General features: G+C 30.0%; 26 protein-coding genes. 18 read left to right on the top strand and 8 right to left on the bottom strand.

Annotation, left to right across the window (positions count from 1 at the left end):
• Window positions 1-546 carry a DUF4252 domain-containing protein gene (locus B5464_RS03545; protein ID WP_079737221.1) on the bottom strand — a complete coding sequence of 182 codons (546 nt, stop codon included), beginning with the start codon at window positions 544-546 and terminating at the stop codon, window positions 1-3.
• 141 nt (window positions 547-687) lie between these two features.
• Window positions 688-1,743: a branched-chain amino acid aminotransferase gene (locus B5464_RS03540; RefSeq protein WP_079737220.1), complete on the bottom strand. Its 1,056-nt coding sequence runs from the start codon at window positions 1,741-1,743 to the stop codon at window positions 688-690.
• A gap of 120 nt (window positions 1,744-1,863) precedes the next feature.
• Between B5464_RS03540 and B5464_RS03535 the strand changes: the two genes are divergently transcribed.
• From B5464_RS03535 to B5464_RS14550, 5 genes are all read left to right on the top strand, one after another.
• Window positions 1,864-2,388: a DUF4920 domain-containing protein gene (locus B5464_RS03535; RefSeq protein ID WP_079737219.1), complete on the top strand. Its 525-nt coding sequence runs from the start codon at window positions 1,864-1,866 to the stop codon at window positions 2,386-2,388.
• 12 nt (window positions 2,389-2,400) lie between these two features.
• Window positions 2,401-3,054 carry a tRNA (5-methylaminomethyl-2-thiouridine)(34)-methyltransferase MnmD gene (mnmD, locus tag B5464_RS03530; RefSeq protein WP_079737218.1) on the top strand — a complete coding sequence of 218 codons (654 nt, stop codon included), beginning with the start codon at window positions 2,401-2,403 and terminating at the stop codon, window positions 3,052-3,054.
• 183 nt (window positions 3,055-3,237) lie between these two features.
• Window positions 3,238-4,779: a hypothetical protein gene (locus tag B5464_RS03525; protein WP_079737217.1), complete on the top strand. Its 1,542-nt coding sequence runs from the start codon at window positions 3,238-3,240 to the stop codon at window positions 4,777-4,779.
• 72 nt (window positions 4,780-4,851) lie between these two features.
• Window positions 4,852-6,672: a cytochrome-c peroxidase gene (locus B5464_RS03520; protein ID WP_079737216.1), complete on the top strand. Its 1,821-nt coding sequence runs from the start codon at window positions 4,852-4,854 to the stop codon at window positions 6,670-6,672.
• A gap of 58 nt (window positions 6,673-6,730) precedes the next feature.
• Window positions 6,731-6,862: a hypothetical protein gene (locus tag B5464_RS14550; RefSeq protein WP_299065674.1), complete on the top strand. Its 132-nt coding sequence runs from the start codon at window positions 6,731-6,733 to the stop codon at window positions 6,860-6,862.
• 149 nt (window positions 6,863-7,011) lie between these two features.
• On the opposite strand, the gene B5464_RS03515 is transcribed toward B5464_RS14550, so the two are convergent.
• Both B5464_RS03515 and B5464_RS03510 read right to left on the bottom strand, forming a co-directional pair.
• Complete coding sequence (locus tag B5464_RS03515) at window positions 7,012-8,124, bottom strand: glycosyltransferase (protein ID WP_079737215.1); 1,113 nt, start codon at window positions 8,122-8,124, stop codon at window positions 7,012-7,014.
• Window positions 8,121-9,071 carry a lysylphosphatidylglycerol synthase domain-containing protein gene (locus B5464_RS03510; protein ID WP_079737214.1) on the bottom strand — a complete coding sequence of 317 codons (951 nt, stop codon included), beginning with the start codon at window positions 9,069-9,071 and terminating at the stop codon, window positions 8,121-8,123. The genes B5464_RS03515 and B5464_RS03510 overlap by 4 nt, the downstream gene beginning before the upstream one ends.
• Window positions 9,072-9,137: 66 nt before the next feature.
• Between B5464_RS03510 and ruvC the strand changes: the two genes are divergently transcribed.
• From ruvC to B5464_RS03495, 3 genes are read left to right on the top strand one after another with little or no spacing between them, the layout of a single operon-like run.
• Window positions 9,138-9,692, top strand: a complete 555-nt coding sequence (ruvC, locus tag B5464_RS03505; protein ID WP_077810022.1) for a crossover junction endodeoxyribonuclease RuvC — start codon at window positions 9,138-9,140, stop codon at window positions 9,690-9,692.
• Window positions 9,692-10,819: a radical SAM family heme chaperone HemW gene (gene hemW / locus B5464_RS03500; RefSeq protein ID WP_079737213.1), complete on the top strand. Its 1,128-nt coding sequence runs from the start codon at window positions 9,692-9,694 to the stop codon at window positions 10,817-10,819. The genes ruvC and hemW overlap by 1 nt, the downstream gene beginning before the upstream one ends.
• 24 nt (window positions 10,820-10,843) lie before the next feature.
• Complete coding sequence (locus tag B5464_RS03495) at window positions 10,844-11,593, top strand: cyclase family protein (RefSeq protein ID WP_079737212.1); 750 nt, start codon at window positions 10,844-10,846, stop codon at window positions 11,591-11,593.
• 63 nt (window positions 11,594-11,656) lie between these two features.
• Here the strand turns inward: B5464_RS03495 and B5464_RS03490 are convergent, their stop codons facing one another.
• Window positions 11,657-12,637: a CorA family divalent cation transporter gene (locus B5464_RS03490; RefSeq protein ID WP_079737211.1), complete on the bottom strand. Its 981-nt coding sequence runs from the start codon at window positions 12,635-12,637 to the stop codon at window positions 11,657-11,659.
• Between the two features lie 76 nt (window positions 12,638-12,713).
• On the opposite strand from B5464_RS03490, the gene B5464_RS03485 reads away from it, so the two are divergent.
• From B5464_RS03485 to ade, 3 genes are read left to right on the top strand one after another with little or no spacing between them, the layout of a single operon-like run.
• Window positions 12,714-13,082 carry an MmcQ/YjbR family DNA-binding protein gene (locus B5464_RS03485; RefSeq protein ID WP_079737210.1) on the top strand — a complete coding sequence of 123 codons (369 nt, stop codon included), beginning with the start codon at window positions 12,714-12,716 and terminating at the stop codon, window positions 13,080-13,082.
• Window positions 13,083-13,104: 22 nt separating this feature from the next.
• On the top strand, window positions 13,105-13,653 hold the full coding sequence (locus B5464_RS03480) for a 5-formyltetrahydrofolate cyclo-ligase (protein ID WP_079737209.1): 549 nt from the start codon (window positions 13,105-13,107) through the stop codon (window positions 13,651-13,653).
• A gap of 50 nt (window positions 13,654-13,703) precedes the next feature.
• On the top strand, window positions 13,704-15,326 hold the full coding sequence (ade, locus tag B5464_RS03475) for an adenine deaminase (RefSeq protein WP_079737208.1): 1,623 nt from the start codon (window positions 13,704-13,706) through the stop codon (window positions 15,324-15,326).
• A 5-nt stretch (window positions 15,327-15,331) separates the two neighbouring features.
• On the opposite strand, the gene B5464_RS03470 is transcribed toward ade, so the two are convergent.
• Genes B5464_RS03470 through B5464_RS03460 form a run of 3 tightly spaced genes read right to left on the bottom strand, consistent with a single transcriptional unit; the run spans window position 15,332 to window position 17,421 of the window.
• Window positions 15,332-16,021 (bottom strand): RluA family pseudouridine synthase, encoded by a 690-nt coding sequence (locus tag B5464_RS03470; RefSeq protein WP_079737207.1) that lies wholly within the window; start codon window positions 16,019-16,021, stop codon window positions 15,332-15,334.
• 20 nt (window positions 16,022-16,041) lie between these two features.
• The gene (gene yihA / locus B5464_RS03465) at window positions 16,042-16,653 is read right to left on the bottom strand and encodes a ribosome biogenesis GTP-binding protein YihA/YsxC (protein ID WP_077810014.1); all 612 of its coding nucleotides are present in this window, start codon (window positions 16,651-16,653) and stop codon (window positions 16,042-16,044) included.
• A 3-nt stretch (window positions 16,654-16,656) separates the two neighbouring features.
• Entirely contained in the window at window positions 16,657-17,421 is a 765-nt protein-coding gene (locus B5464_RS03460; protein ID WP_079737206.1) for an alpha/beta fold hydrolase, read from the bottom strand.
• Window positions 17,422-17,628: 207 nt separating this feature from the next.
• Between B5464_RS03460 and B5464_RS03455 the strand changes: the two genes are divergently transcribed.
• The 7 genes from B5464_RS03455 to murD are packed head-to-tail and all read left to right on the top strand — an operon-like array spanning window position 17,629 to window position 25,365.
• A complete protein-coding gene (locus tag B5464_RS03455) occupies window positions 17,629-18,096 on the top strand; it encodes a division/cell wall cluster transcriptional repressor MraZ (protein ID WP_077810012.1) in 468 nt (155 codons plus the stop codon).
• Window positions 18,083-18,982: a 16S rRNA (cytosine(1402)-N(4))-methyltransferase RsmH gene (gene rsmH, locus B5464_RS03450; RefSeq protein WP_079737205.1), complete on the top strand. Its 900-nt coding sequence runs from the start codon at window positions 18,083-18,085 to the stop codon at window positions 18,980-18,982. Before B5464_RS03455 ends, rsmH begins: the two co-directional genes overlap by 14 nt.
• A gap of 1 nt (window position 18,983) precedes the next feature.
• Window positions 18,984-19,313 carry an FtsL-like putative cell division protein gene (locus B5464_RS03445; protein WP_077810011.1) on the top strand — a complete coding sequence of 110 codons (330 nt, stop codon included), beginning with the start codon at window positions 18,984-18,986 and terminating at the stop codon, window positions 19,311-19,313.
• A 56-nt stretch (window positions 19,314-19,369) separates the two neighbouring features.
• Window positions 19,370-21,331, top strand: a complete 1,962-nt coding sequence (locus tag B5464_RS03440; RefSeq protein WP_079737204.1) for a penicillin-binding protein — start codon at window positions 19,370-19,372, stop codon at window positions 21,329-21,331.
• A gap of 1 nt (window position 21,332) precedes the next feature.
• Window positions 21,333-22,799 (top strand): UDP-N-acetylmuramoyl-L-alanyl-D-glutamate--2,6-diaminopimelate ligase, encoded by a 1,467-nt coding sequence (locus B5464_RS03435; RefSeq protein WP_079737203.1) that lies wholly within the window; start codon window positions 21,333-21,335, stop codon window positions 22,797-22,799.
• A gap of 2 nt (window positions 22,800-22,801) precedes the next feature.
• On the top strand, window positions 22,802-24,028 hold the full coding sequence (mraY, locus tag B5464_RS03430) for a phospho-N-acetylmuramoyl-pentapeptide-transferase (RefSeq protein ID WP_079737202.1): 1,227 nt from the start codon (window positions 22,802-22,804) through the stop codon (window positions 24,026-24,028).
• A 2-nt stretch (window positions 24,029-24,030) separates the two neighbouring features.
• A complete protein-coding gene (gene murD, locus B5464_RS03425; RefSeq protein ID WP_079737201.1) occupies window positions 24,031-25,365 on the top strand; it encodes a UDP-N-acetylmuramoyl-L-alanine--D-glutamate ligase in 1,335 nt (444 codons plus the stop codon).
• Window position 25,366 lies beyond the last annotated feature (1 nt).

Below are 25,366 nucleotides of genomic sequence, written 5' to 3'. Positions count from 1 at the left end.
TTAATTTGGATTAAAACCAGGAGTGTTTTTTGTGCTTGGTGATATTTTATAATTCTGAATTAATTTATTTGAAAGATTCTCAAATTGATTTTCATCTGATAATTTTTTAATTTGATTAGGATCAAAACGACCTTTTAAGTAAAAGACAGATGTTTTTGCTAATGTAGAATTAAAAATGATTGCTTGAGTAACAACATCGCCATCTTCTTTTACAGAAACTATTTTTGTTTTTTCTGGCTGATTGCTTCGCAGCATATCGGTAAAGTTGTTGTCTGTTACTAAGTTCATTTTATTAATTAACAAGTTTTGCTTTTGCTTCGAGATATTGTTAAAAGTGATAAATTTAAAGTCTTTTACGTTGCCAAATAAGTTGTTAATTTCAGGAGAAATATTAGTTAACAATGCACGCATAAAATTAGGAACCTGAAATGCAGTTACGCCAATATCTTTTTTGTGATTATTAAAAAAACTTTGGAAAGTTTTACCGCTACCACAAGAAACAAGTAATAAAAAAGCAGCTAAAAAAATAATAAATTTAGTTTTCATGTTTTTTTTATAAAAGTACAAATTTAATCAAATTAAATTTTCTTGATTATGTATTAGATTCTATAGATATATACTTTAAAAATAATGTAAAAAAAAGCACTAAGTTTTTACTTAGTGCTTTTATGTTTTATGCAAATTTATTTATAGTTGAACTCTCCAACCATAAGGATCTTCTGCTTTATTTGTTTGTATGTCTGTAATTGTTTTCTTTAAAAGAGCAGCATACGGCTTTTCTAATTCTGGTAAATCATAGTCGTTTTCTTGAAAACCAAAACCAGCAATAGGAGAAATTACGGCAGCAGTACCTGCACCAAACATTTCTTTTAATTCGCCAGATTTTGCAGCAGCAATTACTTCTGTAACAGAAATTTTTCTTACTTCTACATTAATACCTAAATCTTTAGCTATTTGAATAATACTTTTACGTGTAATTCCGTCTAAGATTCTATCATTTGTTGGGCTAGTAATTAACGTGTCGTTAATTCTAATAAAAATATTCATTGCACCAGCCTCTTCAATATACTCGTGTGTATTGTCATCTGTCCAGATTACTTGATTGTATCCTTTTTCTATGGCTAATTGAGTTGGGTAAAATTGAGCAGCATAATTACCACCAGCTTTTGCAAACCCAACACCACCGTTTGCAGCACGCGCGTATTTTTCTTCAATTAAAACTTTTACTTTACCAGCAAAGTAAGCACCAGAAGGCGCAGTACAAATCATAAATTTATATTCGTCTGCAGGAGATGCATGAAAACCGTTACCCGAAGCAAACATAAATGGTCTAATATATAAAGAACTACCTTCTTTTGTTGGTATCCAAGCGTCATCTACTTTTAATAGAGCTTTTAAACCGTTCATAAAAATTTCTTCTGGTATTTGCGGAATTACCAAACGTTCTGCAGATTTATTTAAACGCTTACAATTATCTAAAGGTCTAAATAATAATGTATTTCCGTCTACGTCTTTGTAGGCTTTCATACCTTCAAAAATAGATTGTCCGTAATGAAAAATCTTAGCAGAAGGATCTAAAGAGATTGGTGCAAAAGGTTCTACAACAGCATCTTGCCATTTTCCGTCTTTAAAAGTACAAGTTAGCATATGATCAGAATAAACACTACCAAAAGGTAAGTTATTAAAATCTACTGTGTCTATCTTCGACTTTTCTATATGTTTGATTTCTATGTTAGAATTCATAATTTGTTTGATTAAATTTCTCTACAAATGTACATAATTTATTCATCTGTAGTAACATAAAAAAGGTCGTTTTACTGTTAAATTGATTACATTTGTAAACAATTTATTAAAATAAATCATATGAAATTAGTTGTAAAATTATGTGCTCTAGCACTTTTAGTATTAACTGGATGTAAAGAGGTTAAAAAAGGAAGTAACCAAGAAGCAACAACACCAGCACCACAAACATTTGCTTTTCAATCTTACGGAGATGAAATTTCTAAAGACAATGCTTTAACTTCTAAAGCAATGTTAGCAAAGTTTGAAACAATGAATGTTGGCGATACTATAAATGTAAAATTTGCTTCTAATATTAAAGAAGTTTGTGTTAAAAAAGGATGTTGGATGAAGTTACCTTTAGAAAACGAAACAGAAACAATGGTGCGTTTTAAAGATTATGGTTTTTTTATGCCTTTAGATTCTCAAGGTAAAGAAGTAATTGTTGCAGGTAAAGCTTTTGTAAAAATTACGCAAGTAGATGAGTTAAAGCACTACGCAGAAGATGCAGGTAAAAGTGCAGAAGAAATAGCAAAAATAACAGCTCCGAAAAAAGAATATGCTTTTGAAGCAAACGGAGTGTTATTAAAATCTGAAATTACTTTATAATAAAGTTCCATTTTGAAAAGAGAAATACTAATTACTTCGGATGGTTCTTCTACCATACATTTACCAGATTGGGATGAGCAATATCATTCTAAAAATGGTTCTATCAATGAAACCTACCATGTTTTTATAAAATGTGGTTTAAAAGAAGTTGTTGCAGACAAAGTTTCTATACTAGAAATTGGTTTTGGTACAGGTCTTAACTGTTTTATAACTTATTTAGAAGGTAAAAAAGAAATTGATTATGTTGGTGTAGAAGCTTATCCTGTTACAGCAGATGAAATTGATAAAATGAATTTTGTTGCTGTTTTAGAAGCAAAAGAACAAGAAGAAGTTTTTAAAAAAATGCATGATGTTTCTTGGGAAGAAAAGCATCAGATTTCTGACAATTTTTCTTTAACAAAAAGAAAACAATTTTTTGAAGATATAAATGATGAAAATGTTTTTAATTTAATTTATTATGATGCATTCGGGGCACGTGTTCAACCACAACTCTGGACCGAAGAAATTTTCTTAAAAATGTACAAAGCATTAAAGCCAAACGGAATCTTAGTAACCTATTCTGCAAAAGGTAGTGTTAGAAGAGCTATGCAAGCAGTAGGTTTTTTTGTAGAACGTTTACCTGGGCCTCCAGGTAAAAGAGAGATGTTAAGAGCTACAAAAAAGTAATGTTCTTTAAAATATACTATCGAGCGGTAAGGGTTGTTTTTACAATTTTTACCGCTCGTAATATTTAGATAAAGTTCTTAACTTTTATCTAACTCTAGTTTAACAATATGGTTTTTCTTAGTTAACAATCCCTTTTTTTTATAATTATAGTTTTGGCATCATAACTAACTTTTAATTATAATCATGAAAAAACCAATTACAAAATTATTTTTAGCGCTTGCATTTATGAGTGCTAGTTTTACCTTAATAACAAGTTGTGCAGAAGACGGCTTAAACGGAATTGACGGAGTAAACGGTCAAGACGGACAAAATGGGCAAGACGGAAAAGATGGTGAAGATGGTAAAGACTTTACACCAACTCCAGATTTATTTTCAAACAAATCTACATTATCTCCTTTAGTAAAAATTAACGCAAATTACACAGATTTAAAAGCGTATTCTTTAATAAGTTCTACAGATGTATTATCTAATGGTTTTCGTTTATTAGGTTCTCAAGATGGAGCAGGATTTTTAAAAGACGGAGACGAATATATTTTAGTTGTAAACGCAGAAGATGATTATGCTGTTTCTAGAATTCGTTTTGATGAGTTTATGAATCCTTTAGAAGGAGATTGGTTATTAAACGCAGGTGTTGCAGATTTTGCAAGACAATGTTCTGCTACAATGTGGGAAAAAGATATTCATGGTGGCGATAAAGATATCTTCTTATCAGCATCAGAAAGTATTTCTTACGATGTAAAAGCAATCGACCCTTGGGTAGAATCACCAACACCAACTGCAGATTTCGGTTTAGATGCTTTAGGTGAGTTTTCTTGGGAAAATGCAGTACCATTACCAAAAAACACATATGCTGGTAAAACAGTAATTATTGGTGGAGATGATGACTCTAGCGGATCTGAAGGGCAAGTAACAATGTATGTTTCTGAAAACGGAGATGCAGATTTAGAAAATGGTAAAATTTATGTATTAAGATTTAAGCAGGTTTCTGATGGTGCAAAAGGAGTTAAAAGTGTTGATGCATCTACTGTTTATAATGAAGGTAGTTTAGATTTTGGTGCTACATATGATGTAGAGTTTGTAGAAATAGAAAATGGAGCAAGCATGACAAAAAATGAAATGGAAACTGCTTGTACAAATGTTTTTGCATCTCAGTTTATGAGAGTAGAAGATGTAGATTACCAAAAAGGTTCTGATGCAAATGCAAGAAATGTATTTATCGCAGTAACAGGTAGAGGTCCAGGAAGAGGAACTTATAATGATTGGGGTACTGTTTATAAATTAGAGTTGGATGATACAAATCCTTTAGAAGGAAAATTAACTCAAATTATTAGTGGAAATACAGATACAAACAACAAAGACGGTAACCTAGCAGCATTGCAAAGTCCAGATAATATTTGTGTTACAGAAAACTATGTGTATGTACAAGAAGATCCTAATTCTTTTAGTAGAAATCATGCAGCGCAAATTTATCAAACAGATTTAAGTGGTAACAATGCAAATGTTGTTTTAGAATTAAAAATAGAAAGTAACTTGTCTCCAACAGGAAGTAGTAATTTTTCTGGAGAATTTGGAGCATTAATAGATGTTTCTGATAAAATAGGACAAGCAGATACTTTTATTCTTGCATTACAACCACATTATTGGCAAAGTGAAGATTTTAGATCTACAAATTTACCTCACAATCAAGGTGGTCAAATAGTTTTATTACAAGGTTTACCTAGATAATTAATACCAAATTTATTTTATAAAATGAGTCTCCATATAATATGGAGATTCATTTGTTTTTATACTTTTTTTATGAAAATTAAAACTACTTTATTTATTTCAATCTTAACATTATTACTAACTATTTCTTGTAAAAACAAGCAAGAAAAAGAGTACCTTACTAAGGTTGATTGGTCTACTGCTCAAAATTATTATGTAGAAAATATCTCTAAAGCAATTAGTTATTTAGATAGCTTAAAACAAGCGGGTTTTAAAGGTGATAAAACCAAGTTTTACTTTAAAAAAGTAAGAGAAAATTTTAAAAGAGCAGAACCTTATGTTTCTTATTTAAATCCAGAAGTTGGGCACCGTGCCAATGGGCCAGCATTACCTATTTATAAAGAAGATAATGGCAAAATATTAGAGCCAGTTGGTTTGCAAAAAATAGAAGAAAGTATCTACGATTTAGAAACATCAGAACTAGATTTTAAAAAAGAAATCTATGTTACAAAGGGGTTATTATCGGTTTTAAAAAAAGGTGCTTTAAAAAGAAAATTAAATACGCAGCGATTTTTTATCGCTACACATCAGCAATTATTTAGAATTGCTAGTTTATCAATTTCTGGTTTCGACACGCCAGTAAGTCATTTAGGAATCTCAGAAACCATAACTTCATTAGAAAGTTTATTATTTGTGTATTCTAAAACACTACAACCAATAATTAAGAATACGAATAAAAATTTAGATCTTGAGCTTCAAGAAAACATAAAAAAAGCAATAGCTTTTATAGAGAAAAACACAGATTTTAATACTTTTGATAGATACACTTTTACAAGAGATTATTTTAATGCTATTACAAGAAATTGGGTAGCAATTAGAAAAGAATCAAAATTATGGCAACCCGTAAAATCTGAACCTTTTAATTTTGATGCACCTACTTTTTTCGAAAATAATTCTTTTAATTTAAATTACTTTACGCCGCCATCAAATAGAAATCCTACAGAAAAACAAATAAGTTTAGGAGAAAAATTATTCTCAGATCCTAAGTTGTCTAAAGATAAAAAAATGGCATGTATTAGTTGTCATTTGCCAGCAAAAGGTTATGCAGATGGTGTTGCTTTAAATAAAGATAATAAAGGTAATTTGTTATTAAGAAATACACCAACGTTAATCAATTCTGCGTTTCAAAAAAGCTTCTTTTGGGATGGTCGATCTCGTGATATATTAGATCAAATTTCGATGGTTTTTAACAATTCTAAAGAGTTTAATACAGAGGTTCATACGTTTTCAGAAGATATTTTAAAAGATACAACATATATAAAATTGTTTACAGAAGCTTATAATACAGTGCCAAAAAGTAATAGAGAAGTTATTAAAGCAATTTCTTCTTATGTATCTACATTAAACAGTTTTAATTCTAAATTCGATAGAAATATTCGAGGTCAAGAAAATACATTTACAACAAACGAAAAGAAAGGCTATAATTTATTTATGGGAAAAGCACTTTGCGCAACGTGTCATTTTATGCCATTAACAAACGGAACCGTTCCGCCATTTTTTACAGAAACCGAAAAAGAGGTTATTGGCGTGCCAGAAACAAATCAGAATAAAAAACTAGATGACGATTTAGGTTTTTATTGGCGTTACAAAGAAGAATTACACAAAGGGATGTTTAAAACACCAAGCATTAGAAATGCAGCAATTACTGCGCCTTACATGCACAACGGTGTTTACAATACGTTAGAAGAAGTGCTTAATTTTTACAATCTTGGTGGCGGTGGTGGTCTTGGTTTTAACTTAGAACATCAAACTTTACCGTTCGATAATTTAGAATTAACAACCCAAGAACAGCAAGATATTATTGCGTTTATAGAAACGTTAACAGACAATCCTGCAGAATCCGAGAACTATTAAAGTTAAAAACTTTTGGTGTCGGTACATTTTTTTATCTTCGTTATTAAAATATTTTTAAATGGAGTTTAAAAGAAAATTTGGAAGAAAGAAAGAAGCAAAACCTAAAAGAGGACTTTTTCTAGTCTTATTGTTAGCAGTTGCACTAATACTTTGGTTTAAAGCTGAAGCATTAATGAACGCTTTATTTTAATTTTTTAGAAGCTATTTCCAGCTTTCCGTTATATCTTTTTACAGCTGTTCTTTTTAAATTTGTTCATTCTTCGCAAATTTAAAAGAACAGTTCTAAAAAGGATGCCACTTCAATCTGGGCTAAACTTGTTTGCAAACTTTATTGCATTATCATTTTTTAAATGTTCTTCCTTTCCAATTATATTTATAAAAAAGTGATTTAAAAACGATAAACACACTAAAAAAAGGATACAAAATACTGCTAAAAAGATACCATTTATAAAAAGAGTTTTTATGATTGTAAAATCTTATAGTTGGCAGAAATAAGAATATATCGATACTTATTTTTACAAAAATTGGCGTTAAAATAATTAGAAAGTTATTAGATAAGAAGATGCTAAGCACAACGCTAAGATTTACAAGAAAAATTAGTAAACCAATTAGTTTTACAGAAATAGACTTTAGCTTACTTGTTTTAGAAGCCCAACGAACTCGCTGGTTTATTAAACCTGAATTGGTTGTAACCGGAAAAGTAGCCACCATAGCGTTTTTAGATTTTAAAAACTGAACATCTTTTTTGTAGACTTCTTTAAATTTTTCGAATAAGAAAATATCATCACCGCTTGCAATAGAGGTATTGCCTTTAAAACCATTTAATTCTAAAAAAATATCTTTTCTGTACGCTAGGTTTGCACCATTGCATAAAAAAGGAAAACCGATTCCGAAACCACCAATTGTAGTTGCTTGCAAACTCATAAAATCTAGTAACTGAAACTGTTCTAAAGAGTTGTTTTTAACAATGTAGTTTACAGGAGCAACTACCATTTTAGGTTGTTTTTGTTCTATGAAACTGCTAAAAGTTTTTAACCATTTGTTGGGTAAAACACAGTCTGCATCCGTAGTAATAATCCAGTTATTTTTAGCAATTGCTATTGCCGAGGTAATAGCATCCTTTTTTGGTGAATTAGAAACGCGCTTGTTTTTAAGAATCGTATAATCAATTTCTATTTCTTTTAAAGTGTTAGAAATGATGTTGGTAGAATTATCTGAGGAATCATCATCAATAAATAAAAACTCTACAAAGTCTAAATTGTAATTTAGTTCTAATATCGAATTTAATAATAAAGGCAATTTTTCAGCTTCATTTCGAAACGGAATAACAACTGTAAATTTGGTGAAAATCGTACTTTTATTAGTAAACTCTTTAACACTAACAAATCCTATTGTCAAAGCGATAATTAATATCGCATAAAGTAAATACAGAAAAAAAAGTAGATAAATCATGCTTGTTGTTTAGTGCTAAATGTAATTACAAAATAACTACCAACAATAGAAGGTAAAACAAAATTAAGAAGCCACATTAATGTTGTTATACTTAAGATTGCTATTGAGTTTACACCTAAAATTTCAAAAATAAATAAGGCGACTGAACCTTTTAAAACCGCATCAAAAATTGATAACATTGGTATAAAAGAACTTAATAAATACATAGAACTAATGGCGGTAATAGCTTCAATATAGGTGATGTTCGTTTTAAAAATTATCAATAAAAAATAAAATTGATGAGAAAAAATAAGATATCTAAAAAATGAATACAGAGCTATTTTTAGATGTGTTTTTGTTTTGATTTTTACAATTCCATTTCTGAAAATTTCTAATTTAGAAAGTAACAGTTTCCATAGAACTATTATTAAAATACAAGAAGCACAGGTTAAAATTAAAACGTTATAAAAATTAGAAAGATCGAAGTTTATTGGGTAGTTTTTGTAAAAATATATGAAACCTAAAAAACCAAAAAACACTGTTGCTACTAATTGATGTAAATTACCAATTAGGTTTAAATGCATTATTTGTATGCTGTTTTTCTTTTTAAAATACAATGCTTTTGCACCATATTCTCCAATTCTATTAGGTGTTATCAAAGAAGCTGTAAGAGATGCTAAAGATTGTTTTGTGGCAGTAAATATGCTAATTTTTTTCAATTCTTTAACAAGTGTTTTCCATTTTAAAATTTCTAAAAACCAGTTGCTAAAAGTAAATATTAGTAAAAAGCTGCAATTTTTTAACGAAAATACTTTAGATTGACTTAAAACGTTTTTAAAATCATTTAAAGATAATAACTTATTGTTATTTAATTTTTGCCAAATAAAATAAGCACAAACAAATACAATCGTTAGTTTTATGAGCAACCAAAAGATTTGTTTAGATTTGTGTGTTTGCGAATATTTCATTGTTTTGCAAAGTAATAAATAATCATCATTAAGTTTAATGATAAATTCAAAAAACAATTTTCGCCTTTGGCTACAGAAAAAATAATTTTAGGAATCGATCCCGGAACAACAATTATGGGTTTTGGTGTTATAAAAGTGGTTGGTAAAAAAATGGAATTTGTTCAAATGAACGAATTACTATTAAAAAAATACGATGATCATTATTTAAAATTAAAGCTAATATTTGAGAGAACAATAGAACTTATTGACACATACAATCCTGATGAGATTGCTATTGAAGCTCCTTTTTTTGGTAAAAACGTACAATCGATGTTAAAGTTAGGTAGAGCGCAAGGCGTTGCAATGGCTGCGGGTTTATCAAGAGAAATACCGATTACCGAATACTTACCAAAGAAAATAAAAATGGCAGTTACAGGTAGCGGAAGTGCAAGTAAAGAGCAAGTGGCTCTAATGCTAAAATCGCTTTTAAATTTAAAAACCTTGCCAAAAAACTTAGATGCAACAGATGGTTTGGCTGCAGCAGTTTGCCATTTTTATAATTCTGGCAGAGTAGTAGGTGGGAAAAATTATACAGGTTGGGCAAGTTTTGTAAAGCAAAACGAAAAGAGAGTTAAAAAGTAATGGCAGGAATATACATTCACATACCATTTTGTAAACAAGCATGTTTTTATTGCGATTTTCATTTTTCTACTTCTTTAAAGAAAAAGGAAGAAATGTTGCATTGCTTAAAAAAAGAAATTGCATTAAGAAAAGAAGAATTAAAAGGTGAAAAAGTTGAAACTATTTATTTCGGTGGCGGTACTCCGTCTGTTTTAAATACATCAGAAATAAATAATTTGATAGCTACTGTATATCATCATTTTGATGTTGTAGAAAACCCCGAAGTTACTTTAGAGGCAAATCCTGATGATTTATCCGAAGAAAAAATAATAGAACTTTCTAAAACAGTAATCAATAGATTAAGTATTGGTGTACAATCTTTTTTTGAGAAAGATTTAAAATTGATGAATCGCGCACACAATGCATCCGAAGCAAAAAAATGTTTAGAAATTGCTAAACAGTATTTCGATAATATTTCGGTTGATTTAATCTACGGAATTCCTGATTGTTCAAATAAAGAATGGGAAGAAAATATAAAAACAGCTTTAGATTTTGGTATTCCGCACATATCTAGTTATGCGCTTACAGTAGAGCCTAAAACGGCTTTAGAATCATTAATCTCAAAAGGGAAAATTAAAAATGTTGATGATGTTAAGGCAGAAGAGCAGTTTCAAATATTAACCAAAACATTAAAAAAAGAAGGGTTTATACATTATGAATTGTCTAATTTTGGAAAAGAAAACTATTTTAGTAAAAATAATTCTTCTTATTGGTTAGGTAAATCTTATTTGGGTATTGGGCCATCTGCACATTCTTTTAATGGTATACAAAGAAGTTGGAATGTTAGAAATAATACGCACTTCATAAAAACAATTTTAGAGGATAAATTACCAATCGAAAGGGAAACTCTTTCTAAAACAGATAGATACAATGAGTATGTGATGACAGGTTTACGAACCGTTTGGGGTGTGTCTTTAGAAAAAATTAAAAATGATTTTGGAGAAGATTTTTTAAATTATTTAGAAAAATTATCTAATAGATTTATAATAGAAGATTTATTGTATATTGAAAATAAAACCTTAAAAACTACGCAAAAAGGAAAGTTTTTAGCCGATGGAATTGCATCTGATTTGTTTAAATTAAATTGAGGTTTAAAAATAGTAAAGTAAAAAATGAAAGCAACTATAGAATATAATTCAAGAAAAATAGAAGTAAATATATCTAATCCTATAGATATTTCAATTCCTATAGATCCATCAAAAAAAAATGTAAATGCTTGGTATTTAGAGGAGCCTAAAATTACTGCAGAAAAAATAGGCGAAGAAACAATAAAGGTATCAGAAGGTGCTGTTGTAAATTTTAATAGCATTCATTTCAATCCGCACTCTCATATTACACACACAGAATGTGTAGGTCATATTACAGAACAAGTACACTCTGTAAACAAAAACTTAAAGTATTTTATATTTTTAGCAGAGGTTGTTACAATTGCACCGTTGTTTCATAATGGAGATTTTATGATAGGAGTAAAGCAATTAAAAACAGCTTTAAAAAATAAGAAACGAGACGCTATTGTAATTAGAACTTTGCCTAATTTAGATGATAAAAAGAGTATGCAGTATTCAAATACAAATCCTACTTATTTGTCTGAAAAAGCCGCAATTTATCTAAGAGAAAAAGGGATAAAACATTTATTGATAGATTTGCCATCTGTTGATAAAGAAAATGATAATGGTAAATTGTTATCTCATAATGCTTTTTGGAATACTGCAGGCGAAATTAGAATGGATGCAACAATTACAGAATTTATTTATGTGCCAAATGATGTAGAAGATGGCGAGTATTTATTAAACCTAATGATTGCTCCGTTTGAAAATGATGCAACACCAAGTAAACCTGTTTTGTATAAAATTATTAAATAGAAATTTTTAAAAAAACCTTTTTAATTCGAACTTAAAAAGGTTTTTTTATTGATTATAAAAACGTTAAAACCACTTTTTTCGTTTAAAATACCAAACAGAAGCAATGGTAACCAGTACCATTATTCCTAATAAAATAAAATAACCATATTTAAATTTTAGTTCTGGTATGTATTCGAAATTCATACCGTAAATTCCTGCTAAAAAAGTAAGCGGAATAAATATTACAGATAAAATTGTAAGCGTTTTCATTACTTCATTTAATCGATGTCCTTGAATACTAAATATTAAGTTGATCTTACTTTCTAACTCTTGCAATTCGAAATCGATATTCGAAATTAAGTTATTTGTTTGTTCTTTTAATTCACTAAAATATTTTACTTCAAAACCATCAATTTCAATTTTTTCTAACTTTACAATTGTGTCTTTTAAACTCATTGTAGCTTTCTTAAAATTAAAAAGTTCTTGTTTTCTTTTTTCTACTAAAGAAGTAAATTCTGGTGTAGGTTTTATGTTGGTAGAATTTAGTTTATCTGCACTTAAAACAGCATTTTCCTCATACGTGTCTTGGTAATTGTCTATAATCGATTCTAAAAGTAAGAACAACAAATAATCGGCTCTTTTCTTTCTAACAATTCCTTTGTTACCTTCTAATCGCTCACGAATCCAATTAAAATAATCGCCATGTTTTTCTTGAATAGACCATAAAAAATCTGCAGAAACAATAAAAATCATTTGCTCAGACTCTAATTTTCTGCTTTCTGTAATTAAAACACGTGTTGTTATAAATAGTAAATTATCTAATAAAATTACTTTGTTTGGATGATTTTCATCACTTAATAATTTTATCAAAAAATCATCTAAATTATTCTCGTAAATTACTTTTTTATATTCCTCTTGAAACTTAATTCCGTAGGTATTTAGCCATTCTATAGTTTCTGTTCCTTGCGAAAGTTTTATTTGAGAAATTGCAGAAAAATTATTTTTCTCGTAATTTTTATGAGAATAACTAATGATAGAGGTGTTGTCTAAAAAAACATTTTCCATTTAAATATTAATTGTAAATTTGGTAGATAAAGATACTTTTTAAATTGATAAAAATAACTTTAAAACCTAATAGTTTATGCATATAGAGCAACTACGAGATTTTTGCATGTCAAAAAAAGGAGTAACAGAACACTTTCCTTTTGATGATGTTACTTTGGTATTTAAAGTAATGAATAAAATGTTTTTACTAACAAGTTTAAATAATTGGGAAAAAGGTGAAGAGAAAATGAACGTAAAGTGCAATCCAGAAAAAGCATTGGAGTTAAGGGGTAATTACGAAGGAATTAATCCTGGTTTTCACATGAATAAAAAACATTGGAATACGGTACTTATAAATAATAGCGATGTTTCTGATGATTTGGCGAAAGATTTAATCAATCATTCTTACGATTTAGTAATTAGCGGTTTGACTAAAAAACTTCAAAAAGAATTGAAATTGTTGTAGTATTATAAATTTATAATCATTGATGAAAAAGCAAGAATTAAGAGCAATTTATAAGCAAAAAAGAAAAGATTTATCTGTTAGTCAAATTGAAGAATTTCAGGATAATATTTATCAGCAAATTTATAATTTAGATTTTAGTGGTGTTAAAGTTGCGCACTTATTTTTATCACTTACAAAGTTTAAAGAAATCGATACGCAACCAATTATTAATTTTTTAAGAAAACTTAATATTAAAATTGTTGTTAGTAAATCAAATCTTAAAAACAATACGCTTTCTCATTATTATTTAGAAGAAGAAACGGTTTTAGAATTGAATAAATTCGGAGTTCCAGAACCTGTGAATGCTGTTAAAGTAGATGAGCAGAAGTTCGACTTAATTTTTGTGCCAATGCTTATTTCGGACGAGTTAAATTACAGAGTTGGTTACGGTAAAGGTTTTTACGACCGCTTTTTATTAAAGTGTAAAGAAGACGCTAAATTTATAGGATTAAACTTTTTTAAACCAATTTATCAAATAGAAGATTCTAACGATTTTGATGTTCCTTTACATCAAGTAATCTATCCTAAATAAAGTTTAAATCGGCTTTAATTCTTTGTAAATTTGTAAAAATAATTTTGAAGATGATTGTACAAGGAAATATAGTTGATATACAAAACAAGGCGATTTACAAAGGAGAAGTAGAGGTTAAAGATGGTAAAATTATAGCTGTAAGAGCGGCAGATCATTCTGTAGAAAATTATATTTTACCAGGTTTTGTAGATGCACATATTCACATAGAAAGTTCTATGTTGGTTCCTTCAGAATTTGCAAAAATCGCAGTAAAACATGGTACAGTTGCAACAGTTTCAGATCCACATGAAATTGCAAATGTTTTAGGTGTAAAAGGTGTCGATTTTATGATCGAAAACGGTAAAAAAGTACCTTTAAAATTTAATTTTGGCGCACCAAGTTGTGTGCCTGCAACATCTTTTGAAAGTGCTGGCGCAATTATAGATTCTGATGATATTAAACAGATGATGCAAAATCCAGACATTAAATACCTTGCGGAAATGATGAATTATCCCGGAGTTTTATTTGATGATGAAGAGGTTTTAAAGAAAATACAACATGCAAAAGATAACAATAAGCCAATCGATGGTCATGCGCCGGGTTTAAGAGGACAAGATGTAAGTAAATATATTGCAGCGGGCATTTCTACAGATCACGAATGTTTTACTTTTGAAGAAGCTCAAGAAAAACTTCAAAAAGGAATGAAAGTGATTATTAGAGAAGGTTCGGCAGCTAAAAATTTTGAAGCTTTAATTGATTTGTTGCCCGAATATTTTGAAAATATGATGTTTTGTTCTGATGACAAGCATCCAGATGATTTGTTATTGGGTCATATCAATCAACTTTGTGAAAGAGCTGTAGCAAAAGGTGTCGATGTGTTTAAAGTTTTACAAGCTGCTTGTATTAATCCTGTAAAGCATTATAAATTAGATGTTGGTCTTTTGCAAAAAGATGATTTTGCAGATTTTATTGTTGTTGATAGTTTAGAAAAATTCAATGTTTTAGAAACTTATATCAACGGAGAATTAATTGCTAAAAACGGTAAAAGTTTTATTGATGCTGTTCCTTTTGAAGTTTTAAACAACTTTAATACAGAAAAGAAAAAAGTTTCGGATTTTAGATTTGAATCATCTGCAAAGAAAATAAATGTTATAAAGGCTTTAGATGGTGAATTGGTTACCAATAAAATTGAATCTGAATCTTTAATAGAAAACGGAAATTTAATTTCTAATACAAATACAGATATTTTAAAAATGACTGTTGTAAATAGGTATAAAAATGATGTGCCTGCAATTGCATTTATTAAAAATTTCGGAATCAAAGAAGGTGCGATAGCTAGTTCTGTTGGGCACGATTCTCATAATATTATTGCTGTTGGTGCAACAGATGAAGCTATTGCAAAGGCTGTAAACTTAATTATAGAGAATAAAGGTGGCATTTGTGCAGTAACTGCAACAAAAGAAGAAATAGTTTCTTTACCTGTAGCAGGTATTATGTCTGATAAATCTGCAGAAGAAATAGGTAAATCTTACGCAGCTTTAGATGCGATGGCAAAAGATATGGGCAGTAAATTAAGAGCGCCTTATATGAGTTTGTCTTTTATGGCGTTGTTGGTAATTCCTGCTTTAAAATTGTCTGATAAAGGTTTGTTTGATGGTACTAGTTTTAAGTTTACTTCTGTAGAGGTAGCGTAATATTTTTATTCGTTACAAGCATTCCAAATTACATCTTTGGGTGTTGGCGCAGTTATTTTAATTTCTTCTTTAGAAACTGGGTGAATAAAGTTTATTTTTCTAGCGTGTAGGCTAATGCTTCCATCTTTATTAGATCTAGGAAAACCGTATTTTAAATCGCCTTTTATTGGTGATCCTATATTAGAAAGTTGTGTTCTAATTTGGTGATGCCTACCTGTTTCTAAATCAATTTCTAGAAGTGTGTAGTTTTCTAGTTTCTGAATAACTTTATAGTGTAATGTTGCTTTTTTACTTCCGTCAATTTCCTTTTTGTAAACAAAAGATTTATTTTTTTTAGGATCTTTTTTTAGAAAATTTGTAAGCGTATCTCTTTCTTTTTTGGGTTTGTTTTTAACTAAAGCCCAATAAGTTTTGTTAATAGTTTTGTCTCTTAACATCTTGTTTAAGCGTTCTAAAGCTTTAGATGTTCTTGCAAAAATAACAATACCAGATGTTGGTCTATCTAATCGGTGTACAGTACCAATAAATACATTGCCAGGTTTGTTATATTTAACTTTTACATATTCTTTTACAACTTCATTTAAAGGTTTGTCTCCGGTTTTATCACCTTGTGTAATATCGCCAGCTCTTTTATTTACAATTATTAAATGATTGTCTTCAAATAATACTTGTAAATTCTCTTTAGTAGATTGCATTGTAAATTTGTAGAAGTAATTTATTTAAAATCTTTAGCAACGTCTTGGTTTACGCCATCAATAAAATCTAAAAATTCTTTTCTACCAAGACTAGTAGAAGAAGAAGTTAGAAAAGATGTTGGTAAAGTTTCCCAATGTTGTAGTAATTTTTTCTTGTAAGATGTTATTTGTTTATTAAGTTTAGAACTACTTAATTTATCTGCTTTTGTAAAAACAATACAAAACGGAATTTGATTTTCACCTAAAAACTGCATAAAGTCTAAATCGATTTTTTGCGGATCGTGTCTAGAATCTATCAAAACGAAAGTACAAACTAGTTGTTCTCTTTCTTTAAAGTAATTCTCTATAAAATATTGAAAGATTACTCTTTTTTTCTTAGAAATTTGGGCATATCCATAACCGGGTAAATCAACTAAAAACCACTCGTTATTAATCTTAAAGTGATTAATAAGTTGTGTTTTTCCTGGTTTTCCCGAAGTTTTAGCTAAATCTTTACGCTCCATTAACATGTTAATTAATGAAGATTTACCCACGTTAGATCGACCTATAAAAGCATATTCTGGTATTCTGTCTTTTGGCGCATTGGTAACATTACTGTTACTCATTACAAAATCTGCAGACTTAATTTTCATGATTTATATATTTCTGTCGGTTAACCATTTAGATAATACAGAATTAAATTCTTCTGGTCTTTCCATCATTGCTGCATGCCCGCATTTATCAATCCAAAATAAATCAGAATCTGGTAAAAGTTTATGAAAATCTTCAGCAACTTTTGGTGGAGTTACAGAGTCTTGTTTTCCCCAGATTAAACAAGTAGGTTGTTTCATGTCTGGTAAATCATTTGCCATATTATGTCTTATGGCACTTTTAGCAATAGCCAAAGTTCTTATTACAGAGTTTCTATCGTTTACAATTTTAAAAACATCGTCTACTAGTTCTTTTGTTGCAATTGCAGGATCGTAAAAAACATCTTTTGTTTTTTCTTCTATAAACTCATAGTTTCCTCGCTTCGGAAAACTGTCTCCCATTGCTTTTTCATACAATCCAGAGCTTCCTGTTAAAACTAAAGCACTAACTTTATCTTGGTAATGTTTTGTAAAATACAAACCTATGTGTCCGCCTAAAGAATTTCCTAATAGAATAGCATTGTCTATTCCTTTAAAATCCATAAAATCTTTTAAAAAACTAGATAAGTTTTTAACATTCGTTTTTATTAGAGGTAAAGAGTATAGAGGTAATTCCGGAATCAAAACTTTATAGCCGTTGCTAGAAAAATGATTAAAGGTAGCGCCAAAATTACTCAAGGCTCCCATAAGTCCGTGTAAAACAATAATTGCAGGTCCTTCTCCTGCTTCTGCATATGTAAATTTCCCTTCGGTTTTTAACTGTTCAGTCATCATTCAATTCGTTTTACTTAATCGCAAATGTAATTCTTTTTTATAACATAAAAATTCTTTTTCTAATTGTCTCAATTTCAATTTTTAAGATGTGATAGACCATTTTTTAATGGTGAAAACCAATTATTTATTAACAATGTGGTAAAAAGTGGTAAAAAGTGGTAAAATTTATATATTTTTGATATCTGTAAAACGATATTCTTATTTGTGATAAATCTAATTGGTACATACGAATGTAAGGCAGATGCTAAAGGTAGAGTGATGTTCTCATCAGCTCTAAAGAAGCAGTTGCAACCAATTTTAAATGAGGGGTTTGTCATAAAAAGGGCTGTTTTTCAGCCGTGTTTAGAATTGTATTCTATGGAAGAATGGAATAAAATGATGAGCAAACTTAATAAACTGAACAAGTTTGTTAAAAAGAATAATGATTTTATTAGAAGGTTTACAGCGGGTGTTAAAATTGTAGAATTTGATGCTGCTGGTAGGGTTTTAATTCCTAAAGATTTATGTGAATTTGCAAGTATTAAGAAACAAGTTGTGTTGTCTTCTGCTGTGAATATAATAGAGATTTGGGATAAGGATAATTATGAGAAAGCTATTGATGATGCTGCTTTAGATTTTGCAGATTTAGCTGAAGAGGTAATGGGAAATACAGAATTTGATGAATTATCATAGTCCGGTTTTATTAAAAGAAAGTGTAGATGCTCTTGCGATTAAGCAAGACGGAGTGTATGTGGATGTAACTTTTGGAGGTGGTGGACACTCAAGAGAAATTTTAAATCGATTAGGTGAAGATGGTAGATTGTTTGGTTTTGATCAAGATCCAGATGCTTTAGAAAATGTTATTGATGATCCTCGGTTTACATTAATACCAGAAAACTTTAGATACATTTCTAGATTTTTAAGGTTTCATGGAGTTAGAAAGGTTGATGGTGTTTTAGCTGATTTAGGTGTTTCTTCTCATCAATTTGATGAAGCAGAAAGAGGGTTTTCGATTCGTTTCGATGGAGATTTGGATATGAGAATGAATCAGAAATCTAAAATTTCAGCAAAAGAAATTATTGCAAATTATTCTGAAGAAAAACTTGCAGAAATATTGTTTTTGTATGGTGAGTTAAGAAACTCTAGAAATATAGCAAAAACGATTGTAGAGAAAAGAGAGCAAGAGAAGATAGAAACTAGTTTTCAGTTAAAAGAAGCTTTGCAAAGATTTTTGCCTAAAGCGAAAGAACATAAAATTTTAGCTCAAATATTTCAGGCAATTAGAATTGAGGTAAATGAGGAATTGGATGTTTTAAAAGAATTTTTACAACAAATGCCAAGTCTATTAAAAGAAGAAGGGCGATTGAGTGTGATCTCATATCATTCTTTAGAAGATAGATTGGTAAAAAGATTTATAAGAACAGGATTATTTAGTGGCGAGCCCGAAAAAGATTTTTTTGGAAACACAAGTGAACCTTTGCAGAAAGTCGGGAAGTTGATAGTACCTACCCCACAGGAAATTAACACAAATAATAGGGCTCGCAGCGCTAAATTAAGAATTGCAACAATAAAAAAGTAGAATGTCTAAGGTTAAAAAAAATGTATACGGTTTTTTACGAGGAAGTTTCCTTACCGATGAATCTGCATTTAAAAATTGGCGCATTATCATTTTTGTAGTTGTGTTGTTATTGGTAATGATATCTAGCTCGCATAAGGCAGATAAAAAAGTAATAGAGATTTCTAACCTTAATAAGTTAAAAAGAGAGTTAAGGGCAGAATATGTAGATACAGGTACGATTTTGATGAGAATGAAAATGGAATCTAGTATCAGAGAAAAAGCAAAAAGTAGAGGTTTAGAGCCTTCTAAAACTCCTCCGAAGAAAATAAAAGTAACTTATAAAAACGATTAAAATTGGCAACACATAAAAAAAGCATTCTTACTAGGTTTTACATGGTGGCTGCTTTTATGACCGTGTTTTTGCTTGCTATAATTGTTCGGGTTATTAATCTTCAATATGTTCAAGGAGATAAGTACAGAGAGTTAGCAACAGAATTAACAGTAAGGCAAGATACTATATACGCAAATAAAGGTAACGTGTATGCGGCAGATGGTAATTTGTTGGCAACGTCTATGTCTAAGTTTAATATTTATATGGACTTGGTTACTGTAAATAGTGATGTTTTTGAAGATAATATTGTAGCGCTTTCTAAAGAGCTTTCTAAAATGTTAGGTAAGTCAGTTGCGTATCATCAAAAAAGATTAAGAGCTGCAAAAAACAAGAAAAGAAGATATTATCTAATTGCTAGAAATATTGGGTATACCGATTATTTGAAGATGAAAAAATTTCCAATTTTTAACTTGGGGGTTTATAGAGGTGGTTTTATTGCAAAACATAGAACAGAAAGAGAGCATCCAATTGGTAAAATTGCAGAAAGAACAATTGGTTATGATGATTTTAGAGGAGAAGCTGGTATAGAAGGTGCTTTTGCAGATTACATGCAAGGTGAAAACGGTTTAAGATGGGAGCAAAAAATTGCAAAGAATCAATGGAAACCAATTACAGATTATAATGAAAAAGAGCCAATAGATGGTCATGATATAATTACTACAATAGATGTTAATATTCAAGATATTACTCATCATGCGTTGTTAAGAAGGTTAGAGTATTTTGAAGCTGATCATGGATGTGCTGTGGTTATGGAAACAGCAACAGGAGAAATTAAAGCTATTTCTAACTTAGGTAGAACTAAAAAGGGGAAATATTACGAGAAAAGAAATTATGCTGTTTGGGAAAGTCACGAACCAGGTTCTACTTTTAAATTGGCAAGTTTAATGGCTGCTTTAGATGATAAGGTGATAGATACATCTACAGTTGTCGATACAGAAAAAGGAAGAATATTTATACATGGTTCTAAGGTAGAAGATTCTCATAGAGGTGGTTATGGTAAAATTTCTGCCGGAAGAGTTTTTGAGGTTTCTTCTAATGTTGGTATTGTTAAGTTAATAAGAAAGCATTACGATAAAAAACCAGAGAAGTTTATAGAAAAACTAGATACATATGGTTTTACAAAACCAATTGGTTTTCAAATTAAAGGAGAAGGTGTTCCTGTGGTGCCAAAGCCATCAGATAAAAGATGGAATAAAATTTCTTTAGAATGGATGTCTTGGGGTTATGGTATTTCTGTAACGCCAATGCAAACGCTTATGTTTTACAATGCGGTGGCAAATAACGGCGTAATGGTAAAGCCAAGGTTTATTAAAGAATTAAGAAGGCAAGATAAGACAGAAAAGGTTTTTGAAACCGAAGTTTTAAATTCTAAAATTGCTTCTGATGAAACGCTAAGTAAAATTAGAAAAGTAATGGAAAATGTTGTAGAAAAAGGAACGGCAAAAAACATTTATTCGTCTAATTTTTCTATGGCAGGAAAAACAGGAACGGCAAAAAAATATTTACCAAGACATAAAGATGAGAATGGTAAAACAGTAGCTGCCGGATATTCTAATAAGCATTATGTGGCATCGTTTGCTGGATTTTTTCCGGCAGATAACCCAAAGTATTCTTGTATTGTAGTGGTACATGATCCGAAGAAAGAAAAAGGATATTACGGAGCTACGGTTGCAGGACCAGTTTTTAAAGAAATTGCTCAGAAAATTTATACAACAACGCCAATAGATAATCAGTCTGTAGATGATGATGTTAAATTTGATGAAATAGAAAAATCGTATGCTAAATATGATAATTCGTTAGCTAAAAACTATACTAAAATTCCGAATGTGAAAGGAATGTCTGGTATGGATGCGCTTTCATTATTAGAAAATATTGGATTGACAGTAAAAATTTCTGGAGTTGGTAGAGTAACATACCAATCTTTAAAAAAAGGACAAAAGTTAGTAAAGGGGCAAACAATCATATTAAAACTCTCATAAACTGAAAAATTTAAAAGACATATTATATAAGGTTTCCATAGAGGAGGTTTCAGGTTCAACAAATGTTGATGTAAATGCTGTTGTTTTTGATTCTAGAAATATTGTAAAAAACGATGTTTTTGTTGCTTTTAAAGGTGTTTCTGTAGATGGTCATTTATTTATAGAGAAGGCAATTGCTTTAGGTGCAACTGTAATTGTTTGTCAAGAATTTCCATCAGAAATAATTGAAGGAATTACATACGTAAAAGTCGTTGATACAAATGTTGCTTTAGCGATAATAGCATCGAATTATTATGACAATCCGTCTTCTAAATTACCATTAATCGGTGTAACGGGTACAAATGGTAAAACAACCATTGCAACATTATTGTATCAATTATTTAAAAAAGCGGGTTACAAAGTTGGTTTATTGTCTACTGTAAAAGTTTTAGTAGATAATGAGGAGTTTAAAGCAACGCATACAACACCAGATTCGGTTGCAATAAATAGTTATTTAGATAAAATGGTAGAAGCTGGTGTTGATTTCTGTTTTATGGAAGTGAGTTCTCATGGAATTCATCAAAAAAGAACAGAAGGTTTAGTTTTTGCTGGCGGAATTTTTACAAATCTTTCTCATGATCATTTAGATTACCATGAAACATTTGCAGAATATAGAAATGTGAAAAAAGAATTTTTTGATGCTTTGCCTAAAAATGCATTTGCATTAACAAATTTAGATGATAAAAATGGTAGTTACATGTTGCAAAATACACGAGCTGCTAAAAAAACCTATGCTTTAAAAACAATTGCAGATTTTAAAGCTAAAATTTTAGAAAAGCAATTGTCTGGTACTTTAATTACTGTTGATGGTGTTGAAGTTTGGACGAAGCTAATTGGTGTTTTTAATATTTACAACCTTACTGCAATAATTGCGACTGCAGAATTATTAGGCTTAGAAAAGTTAGAAGTTTTAACTATCGTGAGCCAGTTAGAAAGTGTAAGTGGTCGTTTTGAATATGTAGTTTCTAAAGATGGCGTTACGGCAATTGTAGATTATGCACACACGCCAGATGCTTTAAAGAATGTTTTAGAAACTATTAATGATATTAGAACTGGTAACGAGCAAGTAATTACGGTTGTTGGTTGTGGTGGAGATAGAGATAAAACTAAAAGACCTAAAATGGCTAACATAGCTGCTCAATTAAGTAATCAAGTAGTTTTTACATCAGATAATCCCAGAACAGAAAATCCGCAAACTATTTTAGAAGAAATGGAAGTCGGAGTTTCATCAGAAAATTACAGAAAAACATTAACAGTTTTAGATAGGAAGCAAGCAATTAAAACTGCATGTAAGTTTTCTAATGCTGGTGACATCATATTAATCGCAGGAAAAGGACATGAAAATTATCAAGAAATAAATGGTATTCGTACTCATTTTGATGATTTAGAAGAGGTTAAAAACTGTTTCAATCAACTTAACAATTTATAAGAATGCTGTATTATTTATTTCAATATTTAGAAAGTCATTTTAGTTTTCCTGGAGCTAGTGTGTTTCAGTTTATAACATTTAGAGCTGCAGCAGCTTTTATTTTGTCATTAGTAATATCTACGGTTTACGGTAAAAGAATAATAAAGTTTTTACAAAAGCAACAGGTAGGAGAGTCTATTAGAGATTTAGGTTTAGAAGGGCAAGTGCAAAAGGCAGGAACACCAACTATGGGAGGTGTTATTATAATTTTTGCCACTCTAATTCCGGCAATTTTATTAGCCAAGTTAGATAATGTTTACATCGTTATTTTATTAATCACTACGGTTTGGATGGGGTTAATAGGATTTGTAGACGATTATATAAAAGTATTTAAAAAAGATAAAGCAGGTTTAAAAGGGAAATTTAAAGTTTTAGGTCAAGTTGGTTTAGGTGTAATTGTAGGTTCTATGTTATACTTTCATGATGATGTAACTATAAAAGAACAATTGCCTGTAGAGCAACAAGTATTGCAAGCAAACGGAAAAATTAAAGTTTTTGGTGAAGCGCATAAGTCAACAAAAACTACGGTTCCGTTTATGAAAAATAATGAATTAGAGTATTCAAAGGCTTTATCGTTTTTGGGTGAAGGTTTTGAAAAATACGGTTGGATAGTTTTCATTTTTATTACGGTTTTTATTGTAACAGGAATTTCTAACGGAGCAAATTTAACAGACGGAATTGATGGTTTGGCTGCGGGTTCGTCTGCAATAATGGTAGTAACCCTTGCTGTTTTTGCATGGGTTTCTGGTAACATAATTTTTGCCGATTATCTAGATGTAATGTATATACCCAATTCTGGAGAAATGACCGTTTTTATACTTGCTTTTGCAGGAGCTTTAATTGGGTTTTTATGGTACAATACGTATCCGGCACAAGTTTTTATGGGTGATACAGGTAGTTTAACAATCGGAGGGATTATAGCAGTTATAGCAATTGCAATTCGAAAAGAATTATTGTTGCCAATACTAGCCGGAATTTTTGTAATCGAAAATTTGTCTGTGATTATGCAGGTTTCTTGGTTTAAATACACAAGAAAAAAATACGGAGAAGGAAGAAGAATTTTTAAAATGTCGCCATTGCATCATCATTATCAAAAATTAAACTATCACGAGAGTAAAATTGTTGTGCGTTTTTGGGTAATAGGTATTCTGTTAGCTGTTTTTACAATTGTAACCTTAAAGTTAAGATAGTTGTGAAAAAGTTAGTAATTCTTGGTGCAGGAGAAAGTGGAGTAGGAACAGCTCTTTTAGGAAAACAAAAAGGTTTTGAAGCTTTTGTTTCTGATAAAGGTGTAATTGCTAAAAAATATAAAGAAGTTCTTTTAAATAATAACATAGTTTTTGAGGAAGGGAAACACACTGAAAGTGAATTGCTAAATGCAGATTTAGTAATGAAGAGCCCTGGAATTCCTGATACTGTTCCTTTGATTTTAAAGTTGAAAGAATTGGGTGTTAAAGTGATATCAGAAATTGAGTTTGCTGCAAAATATACCAATGCAAATATTATTGGTATTACAGGATCTAATGGGAAAACTACCACAACATTATTAACGCATCATATTTTAAAAAGTGCGAATTTAAATGTTGGTGTAGCAGGTAATATTGGCGATAGTTTTGCACAGCAAGTAGCAGAAGAAAATTTTGATAATTACGTGTTAGAATTAAGTAGCTTTCAGTTAGATGGTATAGAAGATTTTAATAGTCACATTGCTATTCTAACGAATATTACACCAGATCATTTAGATCGATATAATAATAATTTTAGTGAATATGTAGCATCGAAATTTAGAATCACTAAAAATCAAAAAAGTACCGATTATTTAATATATGATGCAGATGATGCAACTATAAATAATTGGTTAGAAAACAATAAAACATCAGCAAAATTAGTGCCATTTTCTCTAGAAAAAGAATTAGAGTTTGGTGCGTTTGTGAAAAATAATAACATAACGATTAATATAAATAAAGACACATTTAATATGCCTATATCATCTTTATCAGTAAAAGGAAAACATAACGTTAAAAATGCAATGGCAGCAACAATGGCTGCGCAATTATTAAATGCAAGAAAGCAGGCGATAAAAGAAAGTTTAGAAGATTTTGAAGGTGTAGAGCATCGTTTAGAAAATGTAGCTAAAATAGAAGGCGTAGAATATATAAACGATTCTAAGGCTACAAATGTAAATGCAACATTTTATGCTTTAGAATGCATGAATAAACAAACTGTTTGGATAGTTGGTGGTGTAGATAAAGGAAACGATTATAACGATCTTTTGCCATTGGTAAGAGAAAAAGTAAAGGCTATTGTTTGTTTAGGTATTGATAACGAAAAAATAAAAAACACATTCGAAAATGTTGTAGATATTGTGGTTGAAACTGCTGGAGCAGAAGAAGCTGTAAAAGTAGCGCATAAATTATCTGAAAAAGGCGACACCGTTTTATTATCGCCTGCGTGTGCAAGTTTCGATTTGTTTGAAAATTACGAAGACAGAGGAAGAAAATTTAAAAAAGCAGTAAGAAGTTTATAAG

It is taken from the genome of Polaribacter sp. KT 15 (genome assembly GCF_900143115.1).
Taxonomy (GTDB): domain Bacteria; phylum Bacteroidota; class Bacteroidia; order Flavobacteriales; family Flavobacteriaceae; genus Polaribacter; species Polaribacter marinaquae.
The sequence above is the reverse complement of the archived record's forward strand: the minus strand, read 5'-3'. Positions and strand labels throughout refer to the sequence as shown.